This is a genomic window from Sinorhizobium sp. BG8 (assembly GCF_016864555.1).
Classification (GTDB): Bacteria; Pseudomonadota; Alphaproteobacteria; order Rhizobiales; family Rhizobiaceae; genus BG8.
On the sequence record NZ_CP044012.1, the window covers coordinates 701,767 to 726,371 of the forward strand.

The following is a 24,605-nucleotide window of genomic DNA, read 5'->3' on the forward strand; positions in this document are numbered from 1 at the left end:
GGCGAGGACGGATCGAATGGCTGAAGGCGTAGAAGACATGGTATCGCGGCGCACGCGCGGCCTCGACCGCGCCTTTGAAATCCTGGAGTTTCTGCGCACCAAGCGCCAGCCGATGCGCCCAAACGAAATCGCGACTGAGATCGGCGCGCCACGCTCATCCGTCTACGAACTGATCAATCTCCTGCTGCGCCATGGCATTGTCGACTACCAGGGTGGTGACGGCCGGGTGTTTCTCGGCCGCAAGCTCTATTTCTTCGGAACGGCCTATGCGGAGCAGTTCGACCTGATGCGCGAATGCGAGGAGATGCTCGTCCGCCTGTCGGAGCAGACCCGCGAGACCGCGCAGATGTGTCTGCTCGAAGGCAACAAGTATACGGTGGCGATGATGCGCGAGGGTGTCCGCGCCTTCCGTATCTCGTCGAACATCGGTGAACTCGTACCTATTCCCTGGACAGCCTCCGGTCGGCTGCTGTTGTCCCACATGAGCGACAAGGCGATCCTCGACTTCATTCCTCCCGAGGACTTCGTGCTGCCGAGCGGCAAGCAGCTAGACCACGCGCGCTTCCTTGCCGAGATCCGGCAGGCGACCAAGGACGGCTACTTTACATTCAACAGCGAGGTCGAGAACTTCACGCACTGCTTCGCCGTGCCGATCTTCCAGGCAGGCGGTCAATGTGCCGCGACCTTGTGTCTGGTGACGCCGAAGGAGGATGGCCTGAAGAACCGCGAGCGCTATCTCGAAAGCCTCCTTTCGGCGGCGCGGGAGGTCTCGGAAAGGCTCGGCCACGCCGCACCCGGAGCGATGTCGGGCTAAGACGGCCGACGGTTTTCTTCAGGACGTTATTCTGATGATTTCGTTGACCTGAATCCTTACGAGCGGGCGTCAGCGGCTTGATCTGTCCACAGCCGCTCCTGTTTCCTGCCAAGCGAGAGGTTCAGCGCGACCATAAGCCGACGCTTGACGTCTTCCACCTCGGGCGAGGTACGGTCGTGCTCGCGTGCGTACGGATTGTCGATCTCCTCGAGAATCCGGCCCGGCCACGGTCGCATCACGATGATCCTGTCGGCAAGCACGGCCGCTTCCTCGATGTCGTGCGTGACAAGCAGCATGGTCGTGTCCGTTTCGGCCCATAGATCGGCCAGGTGGTCCTGGAGGTCTGCTCTCGTCAAGGCGTCTAGCGCCGAGAAAGGCTCGTCCAAGAGCAGGACCGCGGGCGTTGTCACCAGCGCCCGGGCGATCGCCACACGCTGAGCCTGCCCCCCGGACAGCTCCTTGACCCAGCGGTCGCCATAGCCCTGCAGCCCCACACTTGCCAGTGCCTCGCCGACGCGCACCGCCCGCTCGACCGCAGGAAGGCCAGCCAGGCCGAAGCCAACATTGCCTGCAACGGTGAGCCACGGCAGCAGCCGAGGTTCCTGGAAAACGATGTTGACGAGCGGATGCGGCTCGATGAGTCGCTGCCCGTCAAGCACTGCCCGTCCGCGGGACGGCTCCTCCAGACCGGCGACCAGACGCAGCAGCGTGCTCTTGCCACAGCCGGATCCGCCGATCACAGCCACGATTTCGCCTTCCGCCACCGTCAGCGAGAAATTGTCCAGAGCGTGCACGCCGTTCTGATACACCTTCGTGAGTGTCTGGAGCTCCAGCATTTCTCAGGCCTCGCGACGATGGCTGTCCTGCCAGCGCAGGAAAGGTCTGGTGCCCATGACGAGCAGGGTATCGGTGATCTTGCCGACCACCGCGAAGGTGAGAATGGCCGCCAGGATCTGGTCCGGCTTGCCGAGCTGCTGGCCATCGACCAGCAGATAGCCAAGCCCTTCCGACGCGCCCATGAATTCAGCCGCGACGACGAACATCCAGCCAAGCCCGAGACCCGCCCTCAGCGCCACGATGTAGCTCGGCAACACAGCAGGCAACAGGATGCGGCGGAGTAGAGCCGGCCCCGAGAGCCGGAACACGCGGCCCACCTCGACGATCTTGCGATCGACCGCTGTCACCGCGCCGCTCACCCCGAGATAGACCGGAAAGAAGACCCCGACCGCGATCAGCGCGATCTTCGACGTTTCGAAAATGCCGAACCAGAGAATGAAAAGGGGAACCCACGCGATGGAGGGAATAGCCCGCAAGGCCTGGAGCGTCGGGTCCAGATAGCGCGCAAGCCGGGCCGAATAGCCGGTGAGCGCTCCGGCAAGCGTGCCTGCGGCTGCCCCTGCCAGGAAACCGCAGAACACCCGCCACAGCGTCACGGAAATGTGCCGTGGCAATTCGCCATTTACCGAAAGTTCGCGGAGCGTGGAGGCGATGCGCGACGGTGGAGGCATGAGCCGACCGGACGAAAATCCGGTCTGCACCAATATCTCCCAAAGGATCAGGGCGGATACCGGAAGGACGAGGGCGGCCGCTAACCGACCCCAACGCGCAGGTCGGGGAGGCCGGCTGGCGGACTCCGCCGTGGCAGCGACGCCGACGCCCACATCCAGAAGGCCCATCACCTTTCTCCTTCCACAAGCTTAATGCGTGTCGATGTCATTGGCCGAGCGGCGGGCCAAAGCTGGTGTCGATGAGTTCGCCCGTAACAGACTTCACGTCCACGTCCGCGGGAAGAACGCCCGCATCTTGCAGGGCGAGACCAGCCGCCTCGATCGTGGCGCGCTGCGCGTCGCCAATCCTGGAATGGCTGAGATCCGTACGTTCGAGCTGGCGCGCGATGACAGCATCCGGCAGCTTGGTCACCTCCACGAGCGTGGCCTTCAACTGGTCCGGGTTGGCGATCGCCTCGGCGCGAGCCTTTTCGTAGGCCGCGATGACCCGATTGACGATATCCGGATGCTCACGCGCGAACTCTTCCCGCACGTTCAGCACGCCCCAACTGTTGTTGTCGGCATTGCGATGAAACAGCACGGCGCCGCCTTCCACCTCGGCGGACGCCATCAAGGGATCGAGTCCCGCCCAGGCGTCGACATCGCCGCGAAGCAACGCCAGCTTGCCATCGGCATGCTGCAGCAAGACGAGTGTGACATCCTTCTCATTCAAACCAGCCTCGGCGAGCGCACGCACAAGGAAGATGTGCGGATCGGTGCCACGCGTTACGGCCACTGACTTTCCTTTGAGGTCAGTGACCTTGGAAATGCCGGTGTCGGCCCGAGTCACAAGAGCCGTCCATTCGGGCTTCGAATAGACGTAGACCGACTTGACCGGATTGCCGTTAATGCGGCCGATCAGGGCAGCCGCTCCCGCGGTCGAGCCGAAATCGAGCGAGCCCGCATTCAGGAATTCAAGCGCCTTGTTGGAGCCCGCCGACTGCACCCACGTGATCGTGATGCCGTCCTTTTCGAATTCCTTCTCAAGCAGGCCTTCCTTCTTGAGAATAAGGCTCACCGGATTGTAGGTTGCCCAGTCGAGACGGATCTCGGAAATGTCGGCCGCCCTGGCGGCACCGATAGCGGCGAATGTCGCGGCGAACAGGCCGAGAAACGCAGAACGCAGTGAAATCATCTTGTCCCCCTATCCGGCAAACGCCGGCTCCCGAGTGGTCGAACGCGGCTTTTGCACGCGCTCACTAACGATTAAATACATAGCTTTTATAGACTTGAAATCGGCAATCCGCGCGGTGTTTTCGCCTCAAATACGCGTCTAGATAACAAAAACAATCTATACAATCTTTATAGAATATGATCTTTTCATCGCTGTAAAGCCTGTGCCTCTCGAAACCCGATTTCGTAAGGAGCGGTCGATATGGGTACGATCTCACCAGTGTTCGAGCGTCCCGCCCGCACGGCGGCGCTGATCGCAACGGAAGACGAGGCCATCGCGGTCGCCAGAACCGTCGCCGGCCTTTTCGCTACACCCGAAACGGCGACAGCTGCGCCCGAGAACGAAGCGACGCTGCTGGAGCTGTTCTCCCGCTGCGGGTTGCTGGGCGTCTCGGTGCCGACCGAGCACGGCGGGATCGACGTTTCAAATACCGTACTGGCCGACGTCTGCTCTATCCTCGCACAACAGTCCTCCAAGCTCGGCGCGATCGTGGCGGCGCATTTGGTCGGGATCGAGCAGGTGCGCAGCCATGGCACCGAGAGCCAGCGCGAGACCCTGTTTTCGGCAGCGCTTGCCGGTGCCCGCCTGGCCCGGGCTCATCCTCCCGGCGAGACAGACGGAGAGCAGGACAGCCTGTCGATCGCTACCGACGGTCTTGGCTGGCATCTGGACGGAGAGTGCTACTGCACACCGGCCGCCAGCGAGGCCGACTGGTTACTCGTGCCGGCCCACAATGACGCAAACAAGGCCATAACCCTGCTGCTTCCATCCCGCCTCAAGGGCCTGCGCTATCCCGCAAACGTTTACCAGGCAGCATCCGCAAGGATGCCGCAGATGGAGCGGGTCGTCTTCACGGATCTCCCTGCCATCGTCGACGTCCTGCTTCCTCGCGCCGTCAATCCGGCAAAGCCCGACGTGCCGGATGCGCTGGAACTGCTTCTCGAAGCCGCGAACCTGCTCGGCGCTGGCCGGCGGCGCTTTCAGCGCGCGCTCCATGCAGCCGGCGATGACGGCGCGAGCGTGGCGGGATCCGAGGCTCATGCCCCCGAAATCGGCGCGCTCTCAGTTCGTCTGGCCGCCGCCGAGGCCACGATCGAAAATGCCGGTCGTGCTCTCGATGCGGCCCAGATCGGATCGGCCGAGCGACACCGAGTTACAGCCTATCTCGCTGCAACGGCGGCCTGTGTCACAGCCGCGGAAGCCGCGTCCGATGCCCGTCGCCTCCTGGACCATCTCGACTCAGGTAAGCCGGCATCGCACGACCGCGTGGATTGTCCGACGCATATTGCCGCCCTTGTCCAGGACGCAGGCCTGCGGCACCTGGCGAGCCTACGCGACACTCCTCCGGACGGCTCGTAAGCCTGAAGTAAACGCTCCGGCTATATGGCGCGCCGTCTTTCGCCGGCCTCGGCCTCCTCTATGTCAAGGCGGAGATCATCTGCGACGCGGTCCGCGACAAAGCAGGCGTGCTCCGTTACCTGAGGCAGCCCCATCAGTTCACCGAAAGTGCCGCGCGCGAGAGGGCCCGCCACGTACAGCCCGTTAACTGGCCCGCCATCGCGACCGGTTGGACGACTGTCGTCATCCACCGCAATTCCGAGGCCTACGGGATCAGCCTTGATGAAGCCGTCCTCTGCAAGCCGGACCAGGAGCGGCTGGCTTTCGAGGATCTTTCCATGACCCGGGCCCGTCGTAACGACAACGGAATCGAATCGTTCCTCGCGGATCTGGCCGCGATGTCGCTGACGGAGCCGAACGACCACCGTGTCGTCCGCCGACCTTTCGATGCCCGCGATGGACGCCGCCTGGAAGCGCAGGCGACCTGCGGCGATTTTCGCTTCGATGACGGATTCGATCTGAGGCGCGATGCGAAAGCGATGAACGTCCCAGTAGGGCCTGAGGAACTTCACGAGACGGCGCCGCTCGACGACCGGGAGCGAGCGCCAGATCTCTCCGCCCTGGGCGCGCAGACGGTCGAAGACGGCGTGCCAGGTCACTCCCTCGTTAGCTGCCTCGAAGACCGCGGCGCGAACCCGCCGGAGCAACTGCAAGGTCGTGCGAACGGGCGGATCCATGAAATCGCCGAACGGTTCCTGGACATCGAGATTGTGCCCTCGCGAGCGCAGGCCGCGCCTGGATACGGCAAGAATCTCTCCTTCGTGCCCGCCGGCCGCGAGTGTTGCGATGACGTCTGCCGAGGTCAGCCCCGCACCAACCACCAGAACGCGATCGTGGGGCCGAATGGCGGCGAGTGCCCGGGATGCCGTCGGATCGGGAACGCAACGTGGGTGGCCCGAAAGCGCCCGGTCCATGCCGGCCGGCGCCTGCGGCTTCGGATGGCTCGTGGCCAAAACGACGATATCGGCCTCAAGCGTCTGCCCGTCTTCGCCGCAGACCAGCCATCGGCTATTCTGTTGTCTCTCCACCGACAGCGCACGGGTTTGCCTGTGCTGGACCCTGCCTTCGCGAATCAAGGGTTCGAGTTGGGAGGCGACATACCGGCCGAAAACGCTGCGCCGGGGAAAGACGTGACCGGTGGGCGTCAGGGACCCGGGGTCCTGCTCAACCGAACGCGTTTCATGCAGCCAGCGCAGAAAATGCTCGTCATCGCCCGGAACGAGCGTCATGCGCGCGGCAGGCACGTTGATACGGTGTACGTCCTCATCCGTATCGTAGGCGAGCCCGGCGCCGAGCGATTGCCTCGGTTCGAACACCACGATCTGTGCCGCGGCACCGTGGTGGCGCACCAGATGATAGGCAAGAGCCGCTCCGGTAAAACCGCCCCCTACAACGACAATGGTCGGGTCCCGGACTTCCGCCGTCACGACTGCGACGCCTTGAGCGTCGGGCGGTAGTCGCCGGCGATGGTCTCGCCAAAGGGCCCGGTATTGACGGTGGACTTCCGCCCGGCAAGAGGCTGGCTCAAGGGCAGGTGCGGCATCACCAGTTCGCCGAAGCGATAGGCCTCTTCCAGATGCGGATAGCCGGAAAAAATGAACGTATCGATGCCGATTTGACGGTACTCCTCGATCCTGGCCTTCACCTGGTCCGGATCGCCCACGAGTGCGGTACCTGCGCCGCCCCGGACGAGCCCCACGCCCGCCCACAGATTCGGGCTGACTTCCAGCTTGTCGCGCTGGCCGCCATGCAGCCGGCTCATACGGCTCTGACCTACGGAATCCATGCGGGCAAACACTTTCTGGGCTGCCTCAATAGTTGCGTCGTCGACGTATTGTATCAGTTCGTCAGCGGCCTTCCATGCTTCTTTGGCTGTCTCGCGCACGATCACGTGAAGGCGGATACCGAAACTCACCTCGCGTCCTTCGGCATCGGCAAGCGCCTTAACCTCGGCGACCTTCTTTGCCACGTCCGCCGGCGGCTCGCCCCAGGTAAGGTATTTGTCGATGGTCCGGGCCGCCACCTGCTGGCCGACGCCCGACGATCCGCCGAAATAGAGCGGCGGATGCGGGGTCTGGACCGGCGCAAACAGCAGTCGTCCATCCTCGATTTCGAAGTGCTTGCCCTTGTGGTCCACAACCTCCCCGGAAAGCACTCTCTTGTAGATGTCCAGGAACTCCTCCGTGACGGAATAGCGGTCCTCATGGGACAAATGGATGCCATCGCCCTTGTTCTCGACAGGGTCACCGCCGGTCACGACATTGATAAGCACGCGCCCGTTCGAGATCCGGTCAAGCGTCGCGGTCATCCGCGCAGCAAGCGTCGGCGATAGCAGGCCCGGCCGCACCGCAATGAGAAAGCGCAGCTTTTCGGTCAGCGGTGCGAGCGCGGAGGCCACGACCCAACTGTCCTCGCAACTGCGGCCTGTCGGAATGAGGACGCCATAGTAGCCGAGCGCGTCAGCGGCCTGCGCGATCTGTCTCAGATACGGGAGGTCGACACTCCGCCCCCCGAGCGCCGTACCAAGATAGCGGCTGTCCCCGTGGGTCGGTAGAAACCACAGGACATTGATCTTCTCTGGGACGCTGGTCATGTATCGAGACTCCTGATGTTTGCCTGCTCTTCACCGGAGATGATGGGCAACAGGCCTCAGGGTAAAATCATAAATTACATAAATTTAGTTGACAACAAATTTCCGGACTTTCATTGTCGTTACAAGAACAACGCCAATGGCGTGACCTCGAAATGGAGATGCGCAATGAACGTGGCCAATCTGATACGAAGTGGCCTGGGCACGACACACGGCACTGCCCCAACCCCTGACCCGACCCTTCTGAAATCAGCGATGCGGAGCGTTTCCGGAGCGGTATCGGTGATTACCGCGGGCGCCGGATCCGAACGGACTGGCGCCACAGTCACCTCGGCCACCGCGCTTTCCGTCGATCCGCCCACGATGATCGTCAACATTAACCGCAGTTCGTCGACCTATCCGGTAATCCGTCGCTACGGCCATTTCTGCGTCAACATCCTGGCGAGCCAGCATCAGGACGTGGCCAACCGCTTTGCAGGCATCGGCGGCGTCAAGGGCGAAGCGCGTTATGAAGGCGCCCCGTGGACGACCCGCCTGAGCGGTGCGCCGGTACTCGTCGGCGCCCTTGCGGCGATCGACTGCGAACTGGAAGAAATCATCGAGCGCCACAGCCATGGAATCGTGATCGGGCGCGTGGTCCAGATCACGCTCGGCGACGGCCAGTCGCTTGTCTACAACAACGGCCGTTATGGTGGATTTGAACCCCTGACCGATTGACGTCGAGGGGCTCAGGCCCTGCTTCTACCGACCCGCTGTTCGACGGCGTCGTCCTCGAGCGCTTCATTTGCGCCGGGAACGGAGACGAACTGCTCGAGCGTCATGGTATCCAGGATCGATGCAATCGCATCGCGGACATCCGTCATCGACCGCCGAACCTGGCAGGTTTCGGGATCGGCACAGTCTTCACAGGCTTCGTAGGCCGTACGACTGGCGCAACGGATAGGCGCCAGCGGGCCGTCCAGAACACGGACGGCATGCCCGATTCGGATTTCCGAAGCGGGACGGGACAGTGAATATCCACCACCAGGCCCCTTCTTTGAGCGCAGCAGACCGGCATTGCGCAGCTCGAGCAGGATCGTATCGAGGAACTTCTTAGGAATGTTGTTCCTGAGGGCGATCTCGCTGACGAAAGCAGTCTCTCCCGGCGGCAGGCGCCCCAGGTCCACGAGAGCCTTCAGTCCGTATTTGCCTTTTTTCGTCAACATCTCTGTCTGCTTTCCATCGGGGGTGCTGGCACGGGCCTTTGTCCCCACGAGCACATACGTAGCCTCCGTGGAATTTCACCACAGTTACCGGCTGTTCCATCAACGCACGAGCCCGGAGCGTTTTCTGCGCTCCAGGCATCAATGTCATAAAACCACATAAATCCGGTATATTTTATTTATAAGCGATCCTGCAAGAGAACAAACGCCCTTTACCAATCACATATTCCTACTTTCTTCATACGCCGTGACCGTTCGGCAACTGAGCTGTCGGCTTCGGCGAATGCGGCATCATGATCCGACAGATCTGAGCGGCGGCGAGGACTTGTCCTGTTCGGCCTGGCGACGCTTGTAGGCCTCGATGTCGCGAAAAACGTTGGCAGGATGGTTGGCAGGAAGATAGGGCCCCTCGCCGAACAGCTTTTCACGCAACGTCCCGGGCTTGTAGGCGGTCGGATAGACTCCGCGTTTCTGGAGTTCCGGTACCAGCAGGTCGACCACGGTTTCGAAACTCTCGGGTGTCACCGCATAGGCAAGGTTGAATCCGTCGACGTCGGTCTCCTCGACCCAGTCCTGCAGGATGTCGGCCAGTGTCTCCGGCGAGCCGGTGAATACCGGTCCAAGACCGCCGATGCCACCCCACTTGGCAAGCTCCTCCACCGTCCAGGCCTTGTCCTTGCCGGCGAAGTGCTCGACGACAGAGACGATGGCGTTGGTTTCGACCTTCTTGAGCAGGTCGCTCGGCGCGTACTGGCCGAAATCGATCCCGCTCCAGCCGGAGAGAAAGACCAGCGAGCCATCGTAGGAGGAATAGCTCAGATAGTCATTGAAGCGCTGGTCCGCCTTGGCGTCGGTCTCGTCGACGATCAGCGTCGTCAGATTGTAGATAAGGATCTTGCCCGGATCACGGCCGGCTGCAGCGGCCTGCGCACGGATCTCGGCGACATAGGATTTCAGCAGGGATTTGGTGGGAGCGGCGACGAAGACGCATTCGGCGTGGGCGGCGGCGAAGGCCTTGCCCGGTCCCGAAGCACCCGCCTGGTAGAGGACCGGCGTGCGCTGCGGCGAAGGCTCGCACAGGTGATAGCCGGGAACCTCGAAAAACTTGCCCTTGTGGCCGATCTCATGGACCTTCGTGGGATCGGTGAAGATACGCCGCTCGCGGTCACGCAGCACGGCCCCCTCCTCCCAGCTGCCTTCGAACAGCTTGTAGAGCACGTCCACATATTCGCTCGCGACTTCGTAGCGGTTGTCGTGCCGCCGAAGCCCTCCCTGCCCAATGTTCTTCGCGCCGCTCTCGAGATAGGAGGTGACGATGTTCCAGCCGACCCGCCCCTTGGTGTGGTGGTCTGCCGTCGAGAGACGCCTCGCAAAAGTGTAGGGATGCTCGAACGAGGTCGAGGCGGTGATCCCTATGCCAAGGTGCTCCGTGGCAAGCGCGATCGGTGCGGCAAGCTGCAGCGGATCGTTCACGGGGATCTGCGCGGCCTGGTGAATGGCGTGGAAATTGGAGCCCTTGTACACGTCGTAATAGCCAACGACGTCCGCGATGAAGATCCCGTCAAAAATGCCGCGTTCGAGCGTGCGGGCCACATCCTGCCAGTATTCGAGGTCCTTGTACTGCCACGACCTGTCGCGCGGATGCGCCCACAGGCCGGGCGACTGGTGGCCAACGCAATTCATGTCGAAGGCGTTGAAGCGAATTTGGCGGGTCATGGGAAGTCTCCAGCTTTTCGGTAGGTGTGCAGGGTGGCCCTGTTGCCGGCAGGCAGGATACAGCCTTCGGCCACAATGCAAAGTCAATCTATGTTTTTAATATACTACATAACGGAATGCCATTGCGCAAACCCGCGCCATGTCAGCACGGCGGCATCATGGGACGTGAAGCCGCCGTCTCTCATCCCGGCGGCTTCTTTCACTGCCGCGATCAGGCGACCTTGCGTCCGTCCGCAAGTCCGGATGCGGCATCGAGGCCGCGCTCTATATCCGCAAGGATGTCGTCGATATGCTCGATGCCGATCGACAATCGGACGTATCCCTCCGATACGCCGCTCGCCAATTGGTCCTCGACCGAAAGCTGCGAGTGCGTGGTGGTTGCTGGATGAATGGCGAGGCTGCGCGCATCACCGATGTTGGCGACGTGATAGAATAGCTCCAGGCTGTCGATGAAACGCCTGCCCGCTTCAAGGCCGCCCTTCAGTTCGAAACCGACGAGACCGCCGTAGCCTCCCTTCAGATACTTGTCCGCCCGCTCGCGCGCGAGGCCCGTCTGTTGCGTGGGGTGGATGACCCGCACGACCTCGGCCCGCTTCGAGAGATAGTCCGCCACCGCTTCGGCATTCCTTGCGTGGCGCTCGATGCGCAATGGAAGGGTCTCTATCCCCTGGATGATCTGGAAAGCGTTGAAGGGCGACAAGGAGGCCCCGAGATCGCGAAGCAGGGTTACGCGCGCCTTGATGATATAGGCGATCGGGCCGAGCGGTTTCACGGCCTCCGACCAGACCGCACCATGGTAGCTCTTGTCGGGTGTATTCAGCGCCGGCTGCCGCTGCGGATGCGCCGCCCAGTCGAAATTGCCCCCGTCCACGATCAGACCACCGATCGATGTGCCGTGGCCGGCGAGATACTTGGTGCTCGAATAGACGACGACGGCGGCACCATGGTCAAACGGGCGGGAAAGGAGCGGCGCAGCCGTATTGTCTACAATCAGCGGGATCCCGAATTCCCGTCCGATCGCGGCCACCTCGCCGATCGGAAAGACCGTGAGCTTTGGATTGGGGAGTGTCTCGGCGTAGTAGGCGCGCGTGCGCTCATCCGTTGCCTTCCTGAAATTCTCGGGGTCGCTCGGGTCCACGAAGCGGACCTCAATGCCCTGATCCTTCAAGGTATTGGCGAAGAGGTTCCAGGTGCCGCCGTAAAGATCCGTCGAGCTGACGATGTTGTCGCCGACCCGGGCCAGGTTCTGGATCGCGAATGCCGATGCCGCCTGCCCGGAAGCAAGCGCCAGAGCCGCAACACCGCCCTCGATCGCGGCGACCCGCTGCTCGAGCACGTCGACGGTCGGGTTCCCGATGCGGCTGTAGATGTTACCGAGTTCCTTTAGCGCGAACAGGTTGGCGGCGTGCTCCGTGTCGCGGAACTGGAAGGACGTGCTCTGGTAGATCGGGACGGCAACAGCGCCGGTCGCCGGATCTGACCTCCAGCCGGCGTGGAGGGCGAGTGTTTCGGCATGATGTTTTTTCGTTGTCATGAGAGTTCCTTTGTGGTGAGCGTGGAAGGATCAGGCGGGAGCGCGTTTCAACGCGGCAACTATGCCGGCAGCGTCGGCGCGCCGGGTGAAGTCGGCATCGACAAGCGCCCAGCGCGCGGTACCGTTGGAATCGACGATGTAGGTCGCGACGATTGGCAGTTCGTGGCGGGCGTCGTCGTTCCATCCGGCAAGGTCGACACCGGTCTCGTGGTAGAGCGCCCGGATGTTCTCTGGCAGCGGAAAGACAAGCCCGAGTTCACGCGCAAGCCGGTTTCCCTTGTCGCCGAGCAGCGGAAAACCAAGCCCGTTGCGTAGCGCAGTCTTGCGCGCATTGTCCGCAGTCTCCGGGCTGATTGCGACGAGGAGTGCTCCGTGTTCCGCGATCTCAGCGGACCGTTCGGACAATTCCCTGAGCCTCGCATTGCTGAAGGGGCACCAGCCACCGCGATAAAAAGTGATGATGAGCGCGCCCTCGCCTGCAAGCTCGCTGAGATCGACGGAGTTTCCGTCCTGGTCAGGTAGTACCGGGAGAGGCAGGACCGTGCCGAGGCCGGCGGCTTTCTGGGCAATACGCGAGGATTCGAGTTCGGAGATGAGTTCGTCGATTACGGCGGAAAGGCGATCCGGCAGGGAGGAGTGCGGGTCCTCTGCCGTCTTGCGCAGCGGTTGGTGAAGCGACATCGAATACCTCCTTTTACAAGTCCGCGCCCTGCGTCGCGGAAGCGTGTCCTATCGAGGTCACGCTTTAATTGTTGCTGTATTCGATGTTTTTAGTAGAGTTATTTCGTTCCAATATCGGATCGATCGGGGAAATTTCCCTATCGCCATCCGCCGGTAAGGCAGGGCCTACCTCTCGTTGGCCGCTTTTATCCTTAGTGGCGGTTCCGGTGTTCCAATGGGGCAGCGATGCTGTTGCGCGTTCATCTTTTCCAGAGAAGGCGAAGCCGCAGCATATTTTTCGCTCCACGGGTTCGAGTTTGGAATATCGTATTTAGCCATATAATCTGTAGATTTTATCATGAATTGAACCGCGATCGCCGTGAGCGCGGAAGCCGACAACCGGTCGGCAGCGTTTAGGGAGCCATGCATGGGACAGACAATCAGAACACTATTGGCGACAGGTATCGCAACACTGGCGCTCTATAACAGCGCCGGAGCCGAGGGTCTGGCGGGGGCGCCTGCCCCCTTTGACAAGGGCGGCGTCAAGGTGGCGCTCATATCCTATATCTCCGCCGGAGATTTTTTCCAGGCTTACCAGGCGGGCGCGGAGGCACAGGCCAAGGCGCTCGGCATCGATCTCCGGGTGTTTCCCGGACGGCAGAACGCCGCGGAACAGCGCGACCAGGTCCAGCAGGCGATCAACCTCCGCGTCGATGGCATCGTGATCGACCACGGCCAACCGGAATCGCTCGGCGACGTCGCCCAGCAGGCACTCGATGCCGGCATCAAGGTGGTCGCCTTCGACGTCAACCTGAACAACCCCGCCATTCCCCAGATCGAGCAGAGTGACCACGAACTTGCCCGCATCGCTCTGGAGCAGGCCGCGAAGGACAACGGAAACGCATTCAAGGCCGGCTACGTCTATGTCGCAGGCTTTGCCCCGCTCGACCGCCGCAACGAGGTCTGGGAGAAGTTCAAGGCCGACAATCCGGGCGTGGTGGAAAAAGCGCGTTTCGGCAATGTCAGCGACACGACGGCCACGAGTACGGCTGACCAGGCCAAGGCGGCGCTTACAGCAAATCCGGATATCAACGTCGTCTTCGCTCCCTATGACGAGTTTGCCCGCGGGGTCAAACTGGCCGCCGCCGATCTCGGCATTTCGGACAAGATCAAGATCTATTCCGCTGACGTCTCGACCGCTGACATCCAGGAGATCATCGAGGAAGGAAGCCCCTGGGTGGCAACGGTCGCGACCAATCCAGCGGTCGTCGGCGCGGTTTCGATCCGTGCCGCCGCGCTTGAAATTGCCGGAGAAGATGTTCCCGCCCAGATCCTCGTCAAGCCGGCACTGCTGACGCAGGCATCGTTGCGGGAAGCGGGCGTCAAATCGATTGAGGAACTGGCCGAGAAAGTTCCGGCCTTCAGCGCGAGCGACGCCGCGACGGCCGCGTGGATTCCCGCGCAACTCTATTGACGGCATCGTTCACTGCCGGGGCATTCGGATGCCCCGGCTCGATCGTTGCGCATGACCGCTCTCACAAGAACAGGAACATAGCCATGAATGCACTGCATCTTCTCAAGGAGCCGGCGCCCCAGGACGATCGCCAAAGGTTGTTTGCAAAAGCCAGGGAGATCGCTGCCGACCTCACGCGCCGCGGCGCGGAGCTGGATCTTGCAGGAAAGCCGCCCCACGATGAAATTGATCGCCTGAAGGAAACCGGTCTGCTGACGGCGCTTCATCCTGCCGAAATCGGCGGGGGCGGCCTCGACTGGGTGGACGGCCTGCGTCTCGTCCGCATCCTGGCGCGCGGCGACAGCTCCATAGGGCAGTTGCTGGGCTATCACTACGTCAACAGCCAATACATCTACTGGGCCGCCGACGATCCGGACAAGGCCTGGGAACTCGGGGCAGAGACGGTTGCCCGCAAGCTCTACTGGGGTGCCGCCGTCAATCCGCGCGATCCCGGCCTGACGCTGACCCGCAATGGCGACCACTACCTGCTCAACGGCCGGAAGACATTCTCCACGGGCGCGCATGTCTCAGACAGGATCAACGTCAGCGCAGAACTCGGGGACCAGATCGCGAACTTCGTGGTTCCGACCGATCGCCCCGGCTACCTTGCGCACGACGACTGGGACAATATCGGCCAGCGCCTGTCGGACAGCGGTAGCGTTGAGTTCCGTAACTTCCCCGTCCATGAGAGTGATTTCATCCTGCCGCTCGCCAGCAAAGACAGCCCTCCCCCGGTGCAGGCAACCTTCAACACGCCGCTCATCCAGCTCGTCTTCGTGAATTTCTATCTGGGAACGGCCGAAGGCGCGCTCGAGCAGGCGATCGACTATGTCCGGACAACCACGCGGCCGTGGATCACATCCGGTGTGACGGCTGCAAGCGAGGATCCATACATACTGGAGCGCATCGGCGAGTTCCGTGCCGCGCTCAAGGCTTCGGCGGCTCTTGCCGACACCGCCGCGGCCGACGTCCAGTCTGCGCTCGCCCTGGGCCGTGCAGTGAGCCCGAGGGCACGAGGTGAGGCCGCGATCGAAGCCTATGCCGCGAAGATACACTCGACCCATGTCGCACTCGACATCACGTCCCGGATCTTCGAGCTGATGGGCGCGCGCGCCACGGCCTCTCACTACCGCTTCGACCGCTACTGGCGCAACGTCCGGACCCATTCACTGCACGATCCGGTTTTCTACAAGGCGCGCGAGGTCGGCGACTTTGCACTCAATGCGCGGATTCCACCTGTCAGCCTTTACAGCTGAGGCGTTGTTCTGACTGTCGGTCTCCCGGCAAGTGACAGCACCTGCAATTCTCGCCTGGAATTGAAGCGCCGCGATCGACACTCGGTTGCGGCGCTAAACACAGGCTGGACCATTCGGCTCCGATGTCACTTCACGAGCCGCACTCCCGTACCGGAGGCCGCGCTGTCGGAGCCACCCGTGTAGGGCTCAATCAGCCAGTTTGAGGAATTCATGATCATCGTGTTGACCACCAGCGAAATCCGGCTCACCTGGTTGGTGGTCGAATTGTAGGTCACGTCGCGGTTCGGCAGGTAGATGATGCCTTCCAGCACCTCTCCGTTCGAGCCGTTGAAAATGTACTGCTGCTTGTTGGCATTGTTGGTCGCGTCGCTGGTCTTTTCGAACATCAGGATGCCCTTGTAGGTACCGCTGGTCGGCGCGGCGCCCGTAAACGTCACGCCGCCGTTGATGCGGATTTCGCTCGATACATCCGGGAAATAGAAGGTGACGCCCTTGGCAATCACGGTCGCATTGCTGTTGATTATCATGCGTCCCTTGATGATGTGCAGACCCGGCTCAAACGTAATCGTCGGGCTGCCGTTGAAGCCGGTCTCGCAATGCACCCCAGGCTTCAGCGTGTGGGACGTGCCATCCTTCCAGCCGCTTGTGGTGCAGGTGGATTGAACGGTCGGTTCGGTCAGCTCGCCCTCATACGGATCGCAGTCGGGAATGCAGCCGACCTCCAGGTTGGTGAGTGTGCCGCCGTTCTTGATGTAGTTTGTGCCGCGCACGCAGAAACGAGCCGTCTCTATTTTCGAACCCGAGTTCATGATGAACGCAGGCGAGGCCTTGGACTGCACGTGCACCTCGCAAGCGTCCGAGTGAACGTTCGCGCCCGAGTTGATCAGAACGTCCTGCCCCTTGCTACCAAGTACATAGATGCAGCCACCACCAGCGTTGGAACCTCCGCTGGCAATTGCGGTCGCACTCACGGTGATCGGCAGGGTCTCGATGCCAACGAGTTGCAGGAAGTAGGTCTTGACCGAGGCATCGAAGGTGCCGGTGACGCTGCCATCGCTGTTCTGGCTGACGTTCAGCAACTCCTCGATGTCGATATCTTCGCCGGTCTTCGTCGCAAGCATCGACTTTGCGGCTTCGAACTGGGCATCCGCACCCTCGGCTTTGGCGGCGAGAAGCATGGCGCTGTCGATCTCGCTCTGCAACTGTTCCTTCTCGTTGAAGGCACGAATGAAGTCGAGCGCCCCGCCGACGGCCACGAGCAGGAGCGGCAGAAGGAGTGCGCTCAATAGGCCGAAGTTTCCGGCGCGTTCATGGATCAGGCGGTGTAGTGAAATTCTCTGATCGTAAAATCTCGCATGCGTCATAAATACACCAAGTAATAATGAACAATATTCCCTCAGATCTGTATGGGTCGCGATAAAAATACGTTAATTACCTCTGATCGAATTTAACTGTTCTGGAATTTTGTTCTATTTTGCGTCGAAATTAGATATTAGATTTCAATATATTAGACATAACTCCATGGAAATTTGATCATTCTCAAGTATCTTCGGACCGGACCCGTTGGCTCCCAACGGCGTTACGAGACCCGGCAGACGACTTGCAAGGGATGCTGCGCCGATGGCGAACTCAGCCAAGCAAAAGGCCGCGATCGTCGCCCGATCGCGGCCTTCCTGCCAAACACGCGTCTGGTGCGACTGTTTCAGAGAGCGCCGCTGCGCGGAGGTGCGATACCGTTCAGATGAAAGTTCCCCACCACATGGTACTTCCACCGCACGGGATCATGCAGCGTATGGGTCCGGGCATTCCGCCAGTACCGCTCGAGATTGAGCCCTCTCTTTGTCGCCGACGTTCCGGCGAGCTCGAAAAGCGTATTCGTCGCCTCGATTGCAATCTCGGTGGTCAGCACCTTGGCAGCTGCGACAGAGAGGCTGGCTTCCACGGCGCTCTCCGCCGTCAGGCTTACCTGCGCTTGGTCGACCTTGCGGCCGGCACGCTCCACGAGCGCTTCTGCCGCCTCTATGCGAATGGCAAGCTGCCCCACCTTGGCGATCGTCAAGGGGTCGTCGGCGGCCCGTTCCACCCCGCTGTCCGTCCAGGGCCGCGCCTTCTGCCTGACATAGTCGAGCGTCTCGCGAAACGCTGCACGCGCAATGCCGAGATCGATTCCAGCATGGATGATCTGTCCGACGGAACCGATCGTGCCGGGACGCTCAAAGCCCTTGTGGTGCGGCACCACGGCATCAGCCGGCACATACACCTCGCGCAAGACGGTCGTGCCGCTACCGGTCGTACGCTGTCCGAAACCATCCCAGTCGTCGACGATCTCTATCCCCTCCGCCTCCCGCGGCGCAAAGGACATGGTCAATTTGTCATTGGGGTCGAGTGCGAAGATTGCCACCCAATGGGCGAAGAGCACGCCGGTCGAGTAGAATTTTCGCCCGCTGATGCGATATCCCGCGCCATCAGGCACAATCCGTGTCGAGTAGTGCCCGACCGTTTTGGTGCCGACTTCCGAAAGAGCGTTTCCGAAGCGATCTCCGGCAAGTGCGCGCGCGAAGTAGAACTCCTTCTGTTTCTCGCTGCCATCGTGGCGGAGAGCTTCGAGGATGTAGAAGTGGTTCTGGGGAATCTGTCCAATCGAGCTGTCGGCCTCCGACAGGATTGCGGTCACTTCGGCCAGCACCGCGTTTGAAACATCAATGCCGCCATATTCAGCGGGGACAGTGATCCCGAGAAGCCCCGAGGCGGACAACCTGTCCATTTCCTCATGGGGCAGAGAGCGCTCGATGTCCCTGCGGCTCGCACCCGGCTCGAAATCGGCTGCGAGCGTCCGTGCGACAGCAAGCGCCTCCTCTTCACTGGCAATCCGGTGGGCATCCAGGCTCGGTTGCGAGAGTTGGTGTGCACTGCTCATTTCAAAAGTCCTTTCAGGGCGTTGGGAGCCGCAGGCGTCAGGCGCGGCTTGCAGCCTTGCGATGGGCGAAACCGACGACAAGGACCGAGAAGATCAGGAGTCCGGTCGCGACTTGCTGCCAGTAGAAGTTCAGACCACTGAGAAGAAGGCCGTTGGCCACGATGCTGAGCAGAAGCACGCCGAGCACGGTGCCGGGAATGTTCGGCCGGCCATCGCGGTCGAACGTCGTTCCCATGAAGGTCGCGCCAATGGCGTTGAGCAGGAAGGCGTTGCCCGAGGAGGGGATGTACACGGTGACGGTGGACGTTACGATCAGGCCGGCGATCGCCGCAACGATCGAGACGAGGAGGTAGGTGGCCGCCGTGTGCGCCGGTAGCGCAATGCCGGAGTGGCGCACCACGCTAGCCTGTATTCCCGAGGCCAGAGTCACCCTGCCGAAACGCGTTCGCGCCAGAATGATCCACGAGGCCCCGACCACTGCGAAGGCCACGATGAGCGGCACGGGAATTCCGGCAACCGCTCCGTGCCCGAGGAAGCGAAAGGCTTCCGGGACACCGGCGGGCGGCAGGTAAACGGGGTTTCCGCCATTGGTCAGCAGCTGCTGGATGCTGCGTCCGACGAAGAGTGTGCCAAGCGTCGCCAGAAATGGCGACACGCCGATGCCGGCGATCAGCAACGCATTGAAAATGCCCACAACGGCTCCGCCGGCCAAACCACCCACCGCCGCCAGCGCGATCGGCTGGCCAGCGAGAACGAGAGAGACGAAGGCGAAGCTTGCAAAATCTATCGCGGTGCCGACCGACAGATCGATGCCGCCGGCGGACACGGCAAAGGTCATGGCGATGGAAACGATGGCAAGCAGGGCGAAGTTGTTGACGAGCACGCTGAGGAGGTTGGGGCCTGTGAGGAACCCCGGGGCCAGCGCTGCAAAGATCGCGAAGACGATCGCAAGAGCTGCGATGAGCGCGTGGTGTGCGCCCGCCTGAAGCAATCTCGAAGGGACGGCCCGCCCGGCCGGAGCGATTTTCTTATCGGTCATGTCAATGGGACTCCGGGCGCCGCAACACGGTCGTTGCAGAAACCACAACAAGGATCAGCAGCCCCTGCACGCCGCTGACCAGCGTGCTGGAAATGTTGAGAAGCTGGAAGCCGTTCACGAGGAAGCCGACGAAGAGCGCCGACAGCAGAGTGCCGGTGACGGTCGGAACGAGCCGGCGCGAAAACACGGTGCCGAGGAGCGCAGTGACTACGACCGGAAGCAGCATTTCCCCGGCGCCTGTCGTGCTCCCGCTGAGGTAGGATGCCGAGAGTATGCCCGCTACCCCCCCGCAAAGACCGCTCACGACGAAGGACGCGGCAAGATAGCGCCGAACCGGCAGACCGGCGGCGCGCGCCGCCTCCGGAAACTCGCCGACCGCATAAAGCCGAAGCCCCCAGGGCGTGTATTGGACCACCGCAGCAACCAGTGCAGCAAAGACAAGCAGAACATAGGCAAGCACGGGAATCCCATACGGCCCTATCGCCGAAAGCGCCGCAAGAAGATCTGTCGATGCGGGGATCACGGTGTTCTGAGTGAGCACGAGTTCCACGCCGGCAACGACATTCATCACGGCAAGCGTGGCAAGCAACGGCACGATGCCTGCAAGAGTGACCGCTGCGGCGTTGACGATGCCGATCGCAATGCCCGTGGCGAGCGCCGCAAGGACAGCGACCGGATCGCCGTATCCGGCCTGCGCCAATGTCGCGTAGACGGCGGCGCTCAGGCCCATGTTCGCAGCGAGCGAGAGATCGATGCCGCCCGTCACGACATTCGAACCGCCAGCAATGACGACGATCGTCAGACCGATGGCAAGCACGCCTGCGATCGCCGACTGGGCCAGCACATTGCCTATGTTACCGATGGTCAGGAAGAACGGTGCCGCAAGCGAGAAGAAGACGAGGACCGCCACAAAAACGGCAAGCGAACCGCCGCGCAGGACGAGTGTCGCCAACCTGCGGCCGAGCGCTGCCCTCGGTGCCTGTGGCAGGTGCGCCGCGAGCGGCTCTGCAAAGGGTATTTCAGCTGACATGTCTGTACGTCTCCGAAGCACCCGTCACCTCCGCCAGGATCTGATCGGGCTTCGTTTTTTCTGAGAGGAATTCGCGCGTGACCTGGCCCCTGAAAAGCACCAGCACGCGATCCGTGATGCCAAGCAGTTCGTCGATATCGGAGGAGAGGACGAGGACGCCGGCACCCCGCGCCGCGAGTTCGCCTATCAGGCCGTAAATCTCGACCTTCGCTGCGATATCGACACCTACGGTCGGTTCGTCGAGGAGGAAGATTTCCGATCGGCGGGTCAGCCATTTGGCGACGGCAACCTTTTGCTGGTTGCCGCCCGAAAGCGTCCTGACCAGTGCCTGCGCGCCATCGGTCTTGATCTGCAGGCGTTTGATGAGGCTTTCGGCCTGCTGGTTTTCTGCATGCTTGTCCAGAAGCCCGAAACGGCTGAAGCGGTCGAGACTGGCAAGCGTTGTGTTCTCTGTAACCGAAAGGCCGAGTGCAACGCCGTCGCGGCGCCGGTCTTCGGGGACGAGAGCAAGCCGTTTGCGAACAGCCTTTGCCGGGTTTGCAACGAAAACGTTTTCGCCTCCGAGCTCGACCCGTCCGGCTGTGGGCGCCTCCAGTCCAAACAGCGTTCTCACGACCTCCTTGGCTCCGGATCCGACCAGGCCGGTGAGACCGATGACCTCACCCTTGTGGAGAGTGAAGGAAACGTCGGAGTACCGGTCGGAGAGCGAAAGCCCCTCGACCTTCAGGAGAGGACCGCCGCGTTCGACCGACGGCTTGGGGTAGAGGTCGACGATGTCCCGGTTGACCATCAGGGAGCCAATCTCAGCGGCCGATGTCTCCCGGATCGGCAATGTAGCGACGTCGCGACCGTTGCGCAGCACCGTCACCGTATCGCACAGGGCCTCGATTTCGTTTAGGTAGTGCGAGATGTAGATGATGGTGATGCCCTCATCGCGCAAGCGGCGAATGAGCCTGAACAGGATCTCCGCTTCCCGACGAACCAGGGCCGCCGTGGGTTCGTCGAACACGAGCACCTTCGGTTCGTGAAGAAGCGCGCGTGTGATCTGGACGATCTGCTTTTCCGCTGCGGAAAGATCGCCGATTAAAGCTGAGTTCGGCAGACGGAGCCCGAAATAGCGTTCCAGGATCTCGCCGGCCTTTTGACGCATCAGTTTGCGGTCGAGGAACGGCGTGCCGGCAATCCTCGGCTCGCGGCCCAGAAAGAGAGCTTCACCGACCGTAAAGGTCGATACGAGCAATCGGTCCTGATGAATGAAGTGTATGCCGAGTTCCTCGACGAGATGCGGCGTCAAGGTATCGAAAGCAGTTCCGTCGATCTCGATCGTGCCCTCGTCGGCCTCGTGAAGACCGGCGAGAAGTTTGATCAGGGTCGACTTTCCGGCGCCGTTCTGGCCAACGAGGCCATGGACGGTGCCGCGCTTGACGGCAAGCGAAGCACCGGCGAGCGCCTGCGCGCCTCCGAAACGCTTGACGATGCCGCTCAGCCGGACGATGTCGCCGTCGCCCGCAGGAACTACTCTCTCTACCATGGCAAATCCCCTTCAACCCGCAGATGAATCTTTCCGCGGGCACGGACCCGCGGAAGGGTTCGGCGTTGGTTCAGCCGATGCCAAGCTTCTTCGAAACCTCGCCAACGTTCGCCTTGTTGGCGAGAAGCGCCGGCACATAGGTTTCGCGCGGGAGCGTTTCGCCGGCGAGCAAGCGGGCGACGTTCTGGATGGCCGTGCGGCCGAGCTCCGCCGGCTGCTGCGCGACGTCCGCTGCTGCGGGAGAGTTCGGGTCGGCGACGAGCTGAAGAACTTCCGGGCTGCCATCGACGCCGTACGTCTTGATCTCGGTGCGCCCGGCGGCCGACAGCGCCTGCGTCGCGCCCAGCTGCGGGATGTCCCAGGCCGACCAGATAGCCTTGATTGAGCCCTTCTCGGGGTACTTGTTCAGGATTGCAGTGATCTGCGTGAATGCGTCCTGAACCGTATTCGGAATGACGTCGCGCAGTTCCGGCTGGATAATCTGGATCTTCGGGAAGTACTTCACGACGTTAACCAGCTGGTCGTAGCGGATCGCGCAGGGCGTGACGCCGTAGAAGCCGTTGAAGACGACGATGTTGCCCTCGCCGCCGATGTCGGAGACGAGCTGGAGGGCGAGATCCTTGCCTATCCCCCAGTTGTCGGAGGTGGAGTTGTTGAGCGAGTTGGTGGAACCGACATCAATCGTCAATACGGGGATGCCCGCGTCTCGCGCCTTCTTCAGCCACGGATCAATGACGCTGAGCGTTCCGAGCAACTGGACGATCGCGTCGGGCTTCTGAGCAATCAGCGTCTGAAGCTGGGAAACCAGCTTGCCGTCGTTGCGGCCCGCATCCACGGCGATAGGCTCGCCACCGAGACGCCGCACTTCCTCGACCTGGGCATTGTACGCCTGAAGGTCGAAGAAGTGGTCCGTGCCGGCGGTGCTGATACCGATGCGCTTGCCCTTCAGGGACAATTCTTCCGCTGCGAAAACTGGACGTGCGCCCACGAGGCTCGCACCAGCAATGACGGCTCCGCCGACAGCCGATAGCTTCAGGAGATCCCGCCGGTTGAAAGTTGCATCTTGCCTGTCTTTAGTCATTTCAGTCCCCATCGACTCCGATTTCTAATACTCTATAGATTATGTGTAATTATTGATTGCAACAGATAGATTTTTCCAAATCACCGGCGCTTTCCGCAAAATCCGGCTCCATGTTTCCATCGCCAAGCCGCACTCGAGCCTGTTTAAGCGCCCGAAGCGAGTCGTCCGGTTTGCAGGACAGGCACGCGTCACGGAGCGCCCCGCGGTGGCAGATGAGAAGAGAGATGCTCTCACTGTGATCGATCTTCGCGAGGAGCCACCTCAGCGAGCCGTCGCTACGACAAGCGCGCTGCGCGGAGGGCATGGGGCGGCATTTCCTTCAATCGTCCGCGCTTCCCTCGGCGGCGCTTCTCGATGCCGGCATCCCGAAGCTCAGCGTTCGTCTTCTCCAGGGATCGACAGAAAATCCAACGCGAGGCGCAGGAAAAATGAGACGAATATTTCTCTACTAAATTTATTGATTATATAATCTTGATTTCAGCGATCGGTGTGGAACACCTCTGGAACCGACGCAATGTTGAAGGAGAGGGATCATGGAAATCACCCGCAGGCATCTCATGGCGGCGACTGCCGCCATCGCCCTGGCCGCACAGCTGAGCCAGGCCAGTGCAGCTGAAGTGACGCTGAACATTGGCTACCAGCCGATCGTCGAGCCGTCGCGCGTACCGCAGGCCGACGGGACCTACGAAAAGGTCACCGGCGCGAAAATCAACTGGCAGAAATTCGACGGCGGCGCGGATGTCATCGCAGCCATCGCCTCCGGTGCACTCGACATCGGCTACGTCGGGTCCTCGCCACTGGCTGCTGCCGCCAGCCGAGAGCTTCCGATCGAGACCATCTATGTCGTCGGCCTGATCAGCGAAGCCGAAGCTTTGGCCGTCAAATCGATCACCAAGCCGGAAGAACTCGCCGGCAAGAAGATTGCGACACCCTTCGTGTCCACGGCACACTACAGCCTGCTGACGGCGCTCAAGCACTGGAACATCGATCCGAAGTCGGTCGAAATCCTCAACCTCAGGCCGCCGGAAATTGCCGCCGCATGGGAGCGGGGCGATATCGATGGCGCTTATGTCTGGGATCCGGTCCTCGCCGAACTCAAGAAGTCCGGTACGGTTCTCGCGACCTCGGCGGACGTCGGCAACTGGGGCGGGCCGACATTCGACGCCTGGATCGTCAGCAAGAAATTTGCCGAGGAGCATCCGGACGTCGTGACCGCCTTCGTCAAGGTAACCGGCGATGCGACAGCGGCGTACCGGGCGAAGCCGGAAGCCTGGAACGCAACCTCGCCGGAGGCCGAGAAAATCGCTCGCCTCACCGGCGCAAAGCAGGATGAAGTTCCCGCACTGCTGAAGGGTTACACCTTCCCGACGCTCGAAGAGCAGGCAGGTGAAGCTCTGCTTGGCGGCGGCACCGTCAAGGCAGTCGCGGCCACCTCGGCCTTCCTGCTCGAGCAGGGTAAGATTCCTGCTGCTCTGCCCGACTACGGCCCCTACGTCACATCCCGCTGGGTCACAGACGCAGCTAAGCTCGCCTACTGAGGCACACAAACGGCGGCGGACGGCGGCCCGGATGCGCTTGGCGCAGCCGGGTTGCTGGCTTGCCG

At 61.7% G+C, this 24,605-nt stretch carries 21 protein-coding genes; 6 read left to right on the top strand and 15 right to left on the bottom strand.

Going from position 1 to position 24,605, the window contains the following annotated elements; all coding sequences use genetic code 11:
• The first annotated feature begins 16 nt into the window (after positions 1–16).
• The gene (locus F3Y30_RS24240) at positions 17–814 is read left to right on the top strand and encodes an IclR family transcriptional regulator (RefSeq protein WP_203426837.1); all 798 of its coding nucleotides are present in this window, start codon (positions 17–19) and stop codon (positions 812–814) included.
• Positions 815–870: 56 nt separating this feature from the next.
• Here F3Y30_RS24240 and F3Y30_RS24245 read toward each other — a convergent pair whose 3' ends face one another.
• From F3Y30_RS24245 to F3Y30_RS24255, 3 genes are read right to left on the bottom strand one after another with little or no spacing between them, the layout of a single operon-like run.
• A complete protein-coding gene (locus F3Y30_RS24245) occupies positions 871–1,650 on the bottom strand; it encodes an ABC transporter ATP-binding protein (protein WP_203426838.1) in 780 nt (259 codons plus the stop codon).
• Positions 1,651–1,653: 3 nt separating this feature from the next.
• Positions 1,654–2,490 carry an ABC transporter permease gene (locus tag F3Y30_RS24250; RefSeq protein WP_203426839.1) on the bottom strand — a complete coding sequence of 279 codons (837 nt, stop codon included), beginning with the start codon at positions 2,488–2,490 and terminating at the stop codon, positions 1,654–1,656.
• 37 nt (positions 2,491–2,527) lie between these two features.
• Positions 2,528–3,496, bottom strand: coding sequence for an aliphatic sulfonate ABC transporter substrate-binding protein (locus tag F3Y30_RS24255; RefSeq protein WP_203426840.1), 969 nt, complete (start codon positions 3,494–3,496; stop codon positions 2,528–2,530).
• Positions 3,497–3,736: 240 nt separating this feature from the next.
• Here F3Y30_RS24255 and F3Y30_RS24260 point away from each other — a divergent pair, with 240 nt between their 5' ends.
• Positions 3,737–4,894, top strand: coding sequence for an acyl-CoA dehydrogenase family protein (locus tag F3Y30_RS24260; RefSeq protein ID WP_203426841.1), 1,158 nt, complete (start codon positions 3,737–3,739; stop codon positions 4,892–4,894).
• Positions 4,895–4,914: 20 nt separating this feature from the next.
• Here the strand turns inward: F3Y30_RS24260 and F3Y30_RS24265 are convergent, their stop codons facing one another.
• Positions 4,915–6,360, bottom strand: a complete 1,446-nt coding sequence (locus tag F3Y30_RS24265) for an FAD/NAD(P)-binding protein (RefSeq protein WP_203426842.1) — start codon at positions 6,358–6,360, stop codon at positions 4,915–4,917.
• The gene (gene ssuD, locus F3Y30_RS24270; protein WP_203426843.1) at positions 6,357–7,526 is read right to left on the bottom strand and encodes an FMNH2-dependent alkanesulfonate monooxygenase; all 1,170 of its coding nucleotides are present in this window, start codon (positions 7,524–7,526) and stop codon (positions 6,357–6,359) included. Before ssuD ends, F3Y30_RS24265 begins: the two co-directional genes overlap by 4 nt.
• Positions 7,527–7,691: 165 nt before the next feature.
• On the opposite strand from ssuD, the gene F3Y30_RS24275 reads away from it, so the two are divergent.
• Positions 7,692–8,240: a flavin reductase family protein gene (locus F3Y30_RS24275; RefSeq protein ID WP_203426844.1), complete on the top strand. Its 549-nt coding sequence runs from the start codon at positions 7,692–7,694 to the stop codon at positions 8,238–8,240.
• An 11-nt stretch (positions 8,241–8,251) separates the two neighbouring features.
• On the opposite strand, the gene F3Y30_RS24280 is transcribed toward F3Y30_RS24275, so the two are convergent.
• From F3Y30_RS24280 to F3Y30_RS24295, 4 genes are all read right to left on the bottom strand, one after another.
• Entirely contained in the window at positions 8,252–8,728 is a 477-nt protein-coding gene (locus F3Y30_RS24280; RefSeq protein ID WP_203426845.1) for an Rrf2 family transcriptional regulator, read from the bottom strand.
• A 288-nt stretch (positions 8,729–9,016) separates the two neighbouring features.
• Positions 9,017–10,441 carry an LLM class flavin-dependent oxidoreductase gene (locus tag F3Y30_RS24285; RefSeq protein ID WP_203426846.1) on the bottom strand — a complete coding sequence of 475 codons (1,425 nt, stop codon included), beginning with the start codon at positions 10,439–10,441 and terminating at the stop codon, positions 9,017–9,019.
• Between the two features lie 211 nt (positions 10,442–10,652).
• Entirely contained in the window at positions 10,653–11,975 is a 1,323-nt protein-coding gene (locus F3Y30_RS24290) for an O-acetylhomoserine aminocarboxypropyltransferase/cysteine synthase family protein (protein ID WP_203426847.1), read from the bottom strand.
• A 30-nt stretch (positions 11,976–12,005) separates the two neighbouring features.
• A complete protein-coding gene (locus F3Y30_RS24295; RefSeq protein WP_203426848.1) occupies positions 12,006–12,656 on the bottom strand; it encodes a peroxiredoxin-like family protein in 651 nt (216 codons plus the stop codon).
• Between the two features lie 406 nt (positions 12,657–13,062).
• On the opposite strand from F3Y30_RS24295, the gene F3Y30_RS24300 reads away from it, so the two are divergent.
• Both F3Y30_RS24300 and F3Y30_RS24305 read left to right on the top strand, forming a co-directional pair.
• Positions 13,063–14,109 carry a substrate-binding domain-containing protein gene (locus tag F3Y30_RS24300; RefSeq protein ID WP_203426849.1) on the top strand — a complete coding sequence of 349 codons (1,047 nt, stop codon included), beginning with the start codon at positions 13,063–13,065 and terminating at the stop codon, positions 14,107–14,109.
• 83 nt (positions 14,110–14,192) lie between these two features.
• Positions 14,193–15,404: an acyl-CoA dehydrogenase family protein gene (locus F3Y30_RS24305; RefSeq protein ID WP_203426850.1), complete on the top strand. Its 1,212-nt coding sequence runs from the start codon at positions 14,193–14,195 to the stop codon at positions 15,402–15,404.
• A gap of 125 nt (positions 15,405–15,529) precedes the next feature.
• Here F3Y30_RS24305 and F3Y30_RS24310 read toward each other — a convergent pair whose 3' ends face one another.
• From F3Y30_RS24310 to F3Y30_RS24335, 6 genes are all read right to left on the bottom strand, one after another.
• Complete coding sequence (locus F3Y30_RS24310) at positions 15,530–16,690, bottom strand: pilus assembly protein TadG-related protein (protein ID WP_246753026.1); 1,161 nt, start codon at positions 16,688–16,690, stop codon at positions 15,530–15,532.
• A gap of 416 nt (positions 16,691–17,106) precedes the next feature.
• Positions 17,107–18,321 (bottom strand): SfnB family sulfur acquisition oxidoreductase, encoded by a 1,215-nt coding sequence (locus F3Y30_RS24315; protein ID WP_203426852.1) that lies wholly within the window; start codon positions 18,319–18,321, stop codon positions 17,107–17,109.
• Positions 18,322–18,358: 37 nt separating this feature from the next.
• The gene (locus F3Y30_RS24320; RefSeq protein WP_203426853.1) at positions 18,359–19,360 is read right to left on the bottom strand and encodes an ABC transporter permease; all 1,002 of its coding nucleotides are present in this window, start codon (positions 19,358–19,360) and stop codon (positions 18,359–18,361) included.
• Position 19,361: 1 nt separating this feature from the next.
• A complete protein-coding gene (locus tag F3Y30_RS24325; RefSeq protein WP_203426854.1) occupies positions 19,362–20,390 on the bottom strand; it encodes an ABC transporter permease in 1,029 nt (342 codons plus the stop codon).
• Entirely contained in the window at positions 20,380–21,921 is a 1,542-nt protein-coding gene (locus F3Y30_RS24330; RefSeq protein WP_203426855.1) for a sugar ABC transporter ATP-binding protein, read from the bottom strand. The genes F3Y30_RS24325 and F3Y30_RS24330 overlap by 11 nt, the downstream gene beginning before the upstream one ends.
• A 70-nt stretch (positions 21,922–21,991) precedes the next feature.
• A complete protein-coding gene (locus F3Y30_RS24335; protein WP_203426856.1) occupies positions 21,992–23,002 on the bottom strand; it encodes a sugar ABC transporter substrate-binding protein in 1,011 nt (336 codons plus the stop codon).
• Positions 23,003–23,535: 533 nt separating this feature from the next.
• Between F3Y30_RS24335 and tauA the strand changes: the two genes are divergently transcribed.
• A complete protein-coding gene (gene tauA, locus F3Y30_RS24340) occupies positions 23,536–24,540 on the top strand; it encodes a taurine ABC transporter substrate-binding protein (RefSeq protein ID WP_203426857.1) in 1,005 nt (334 codons plus the stop codon).
• Positions 24,541–24,605: the final 65 nt, after the last annotated feature.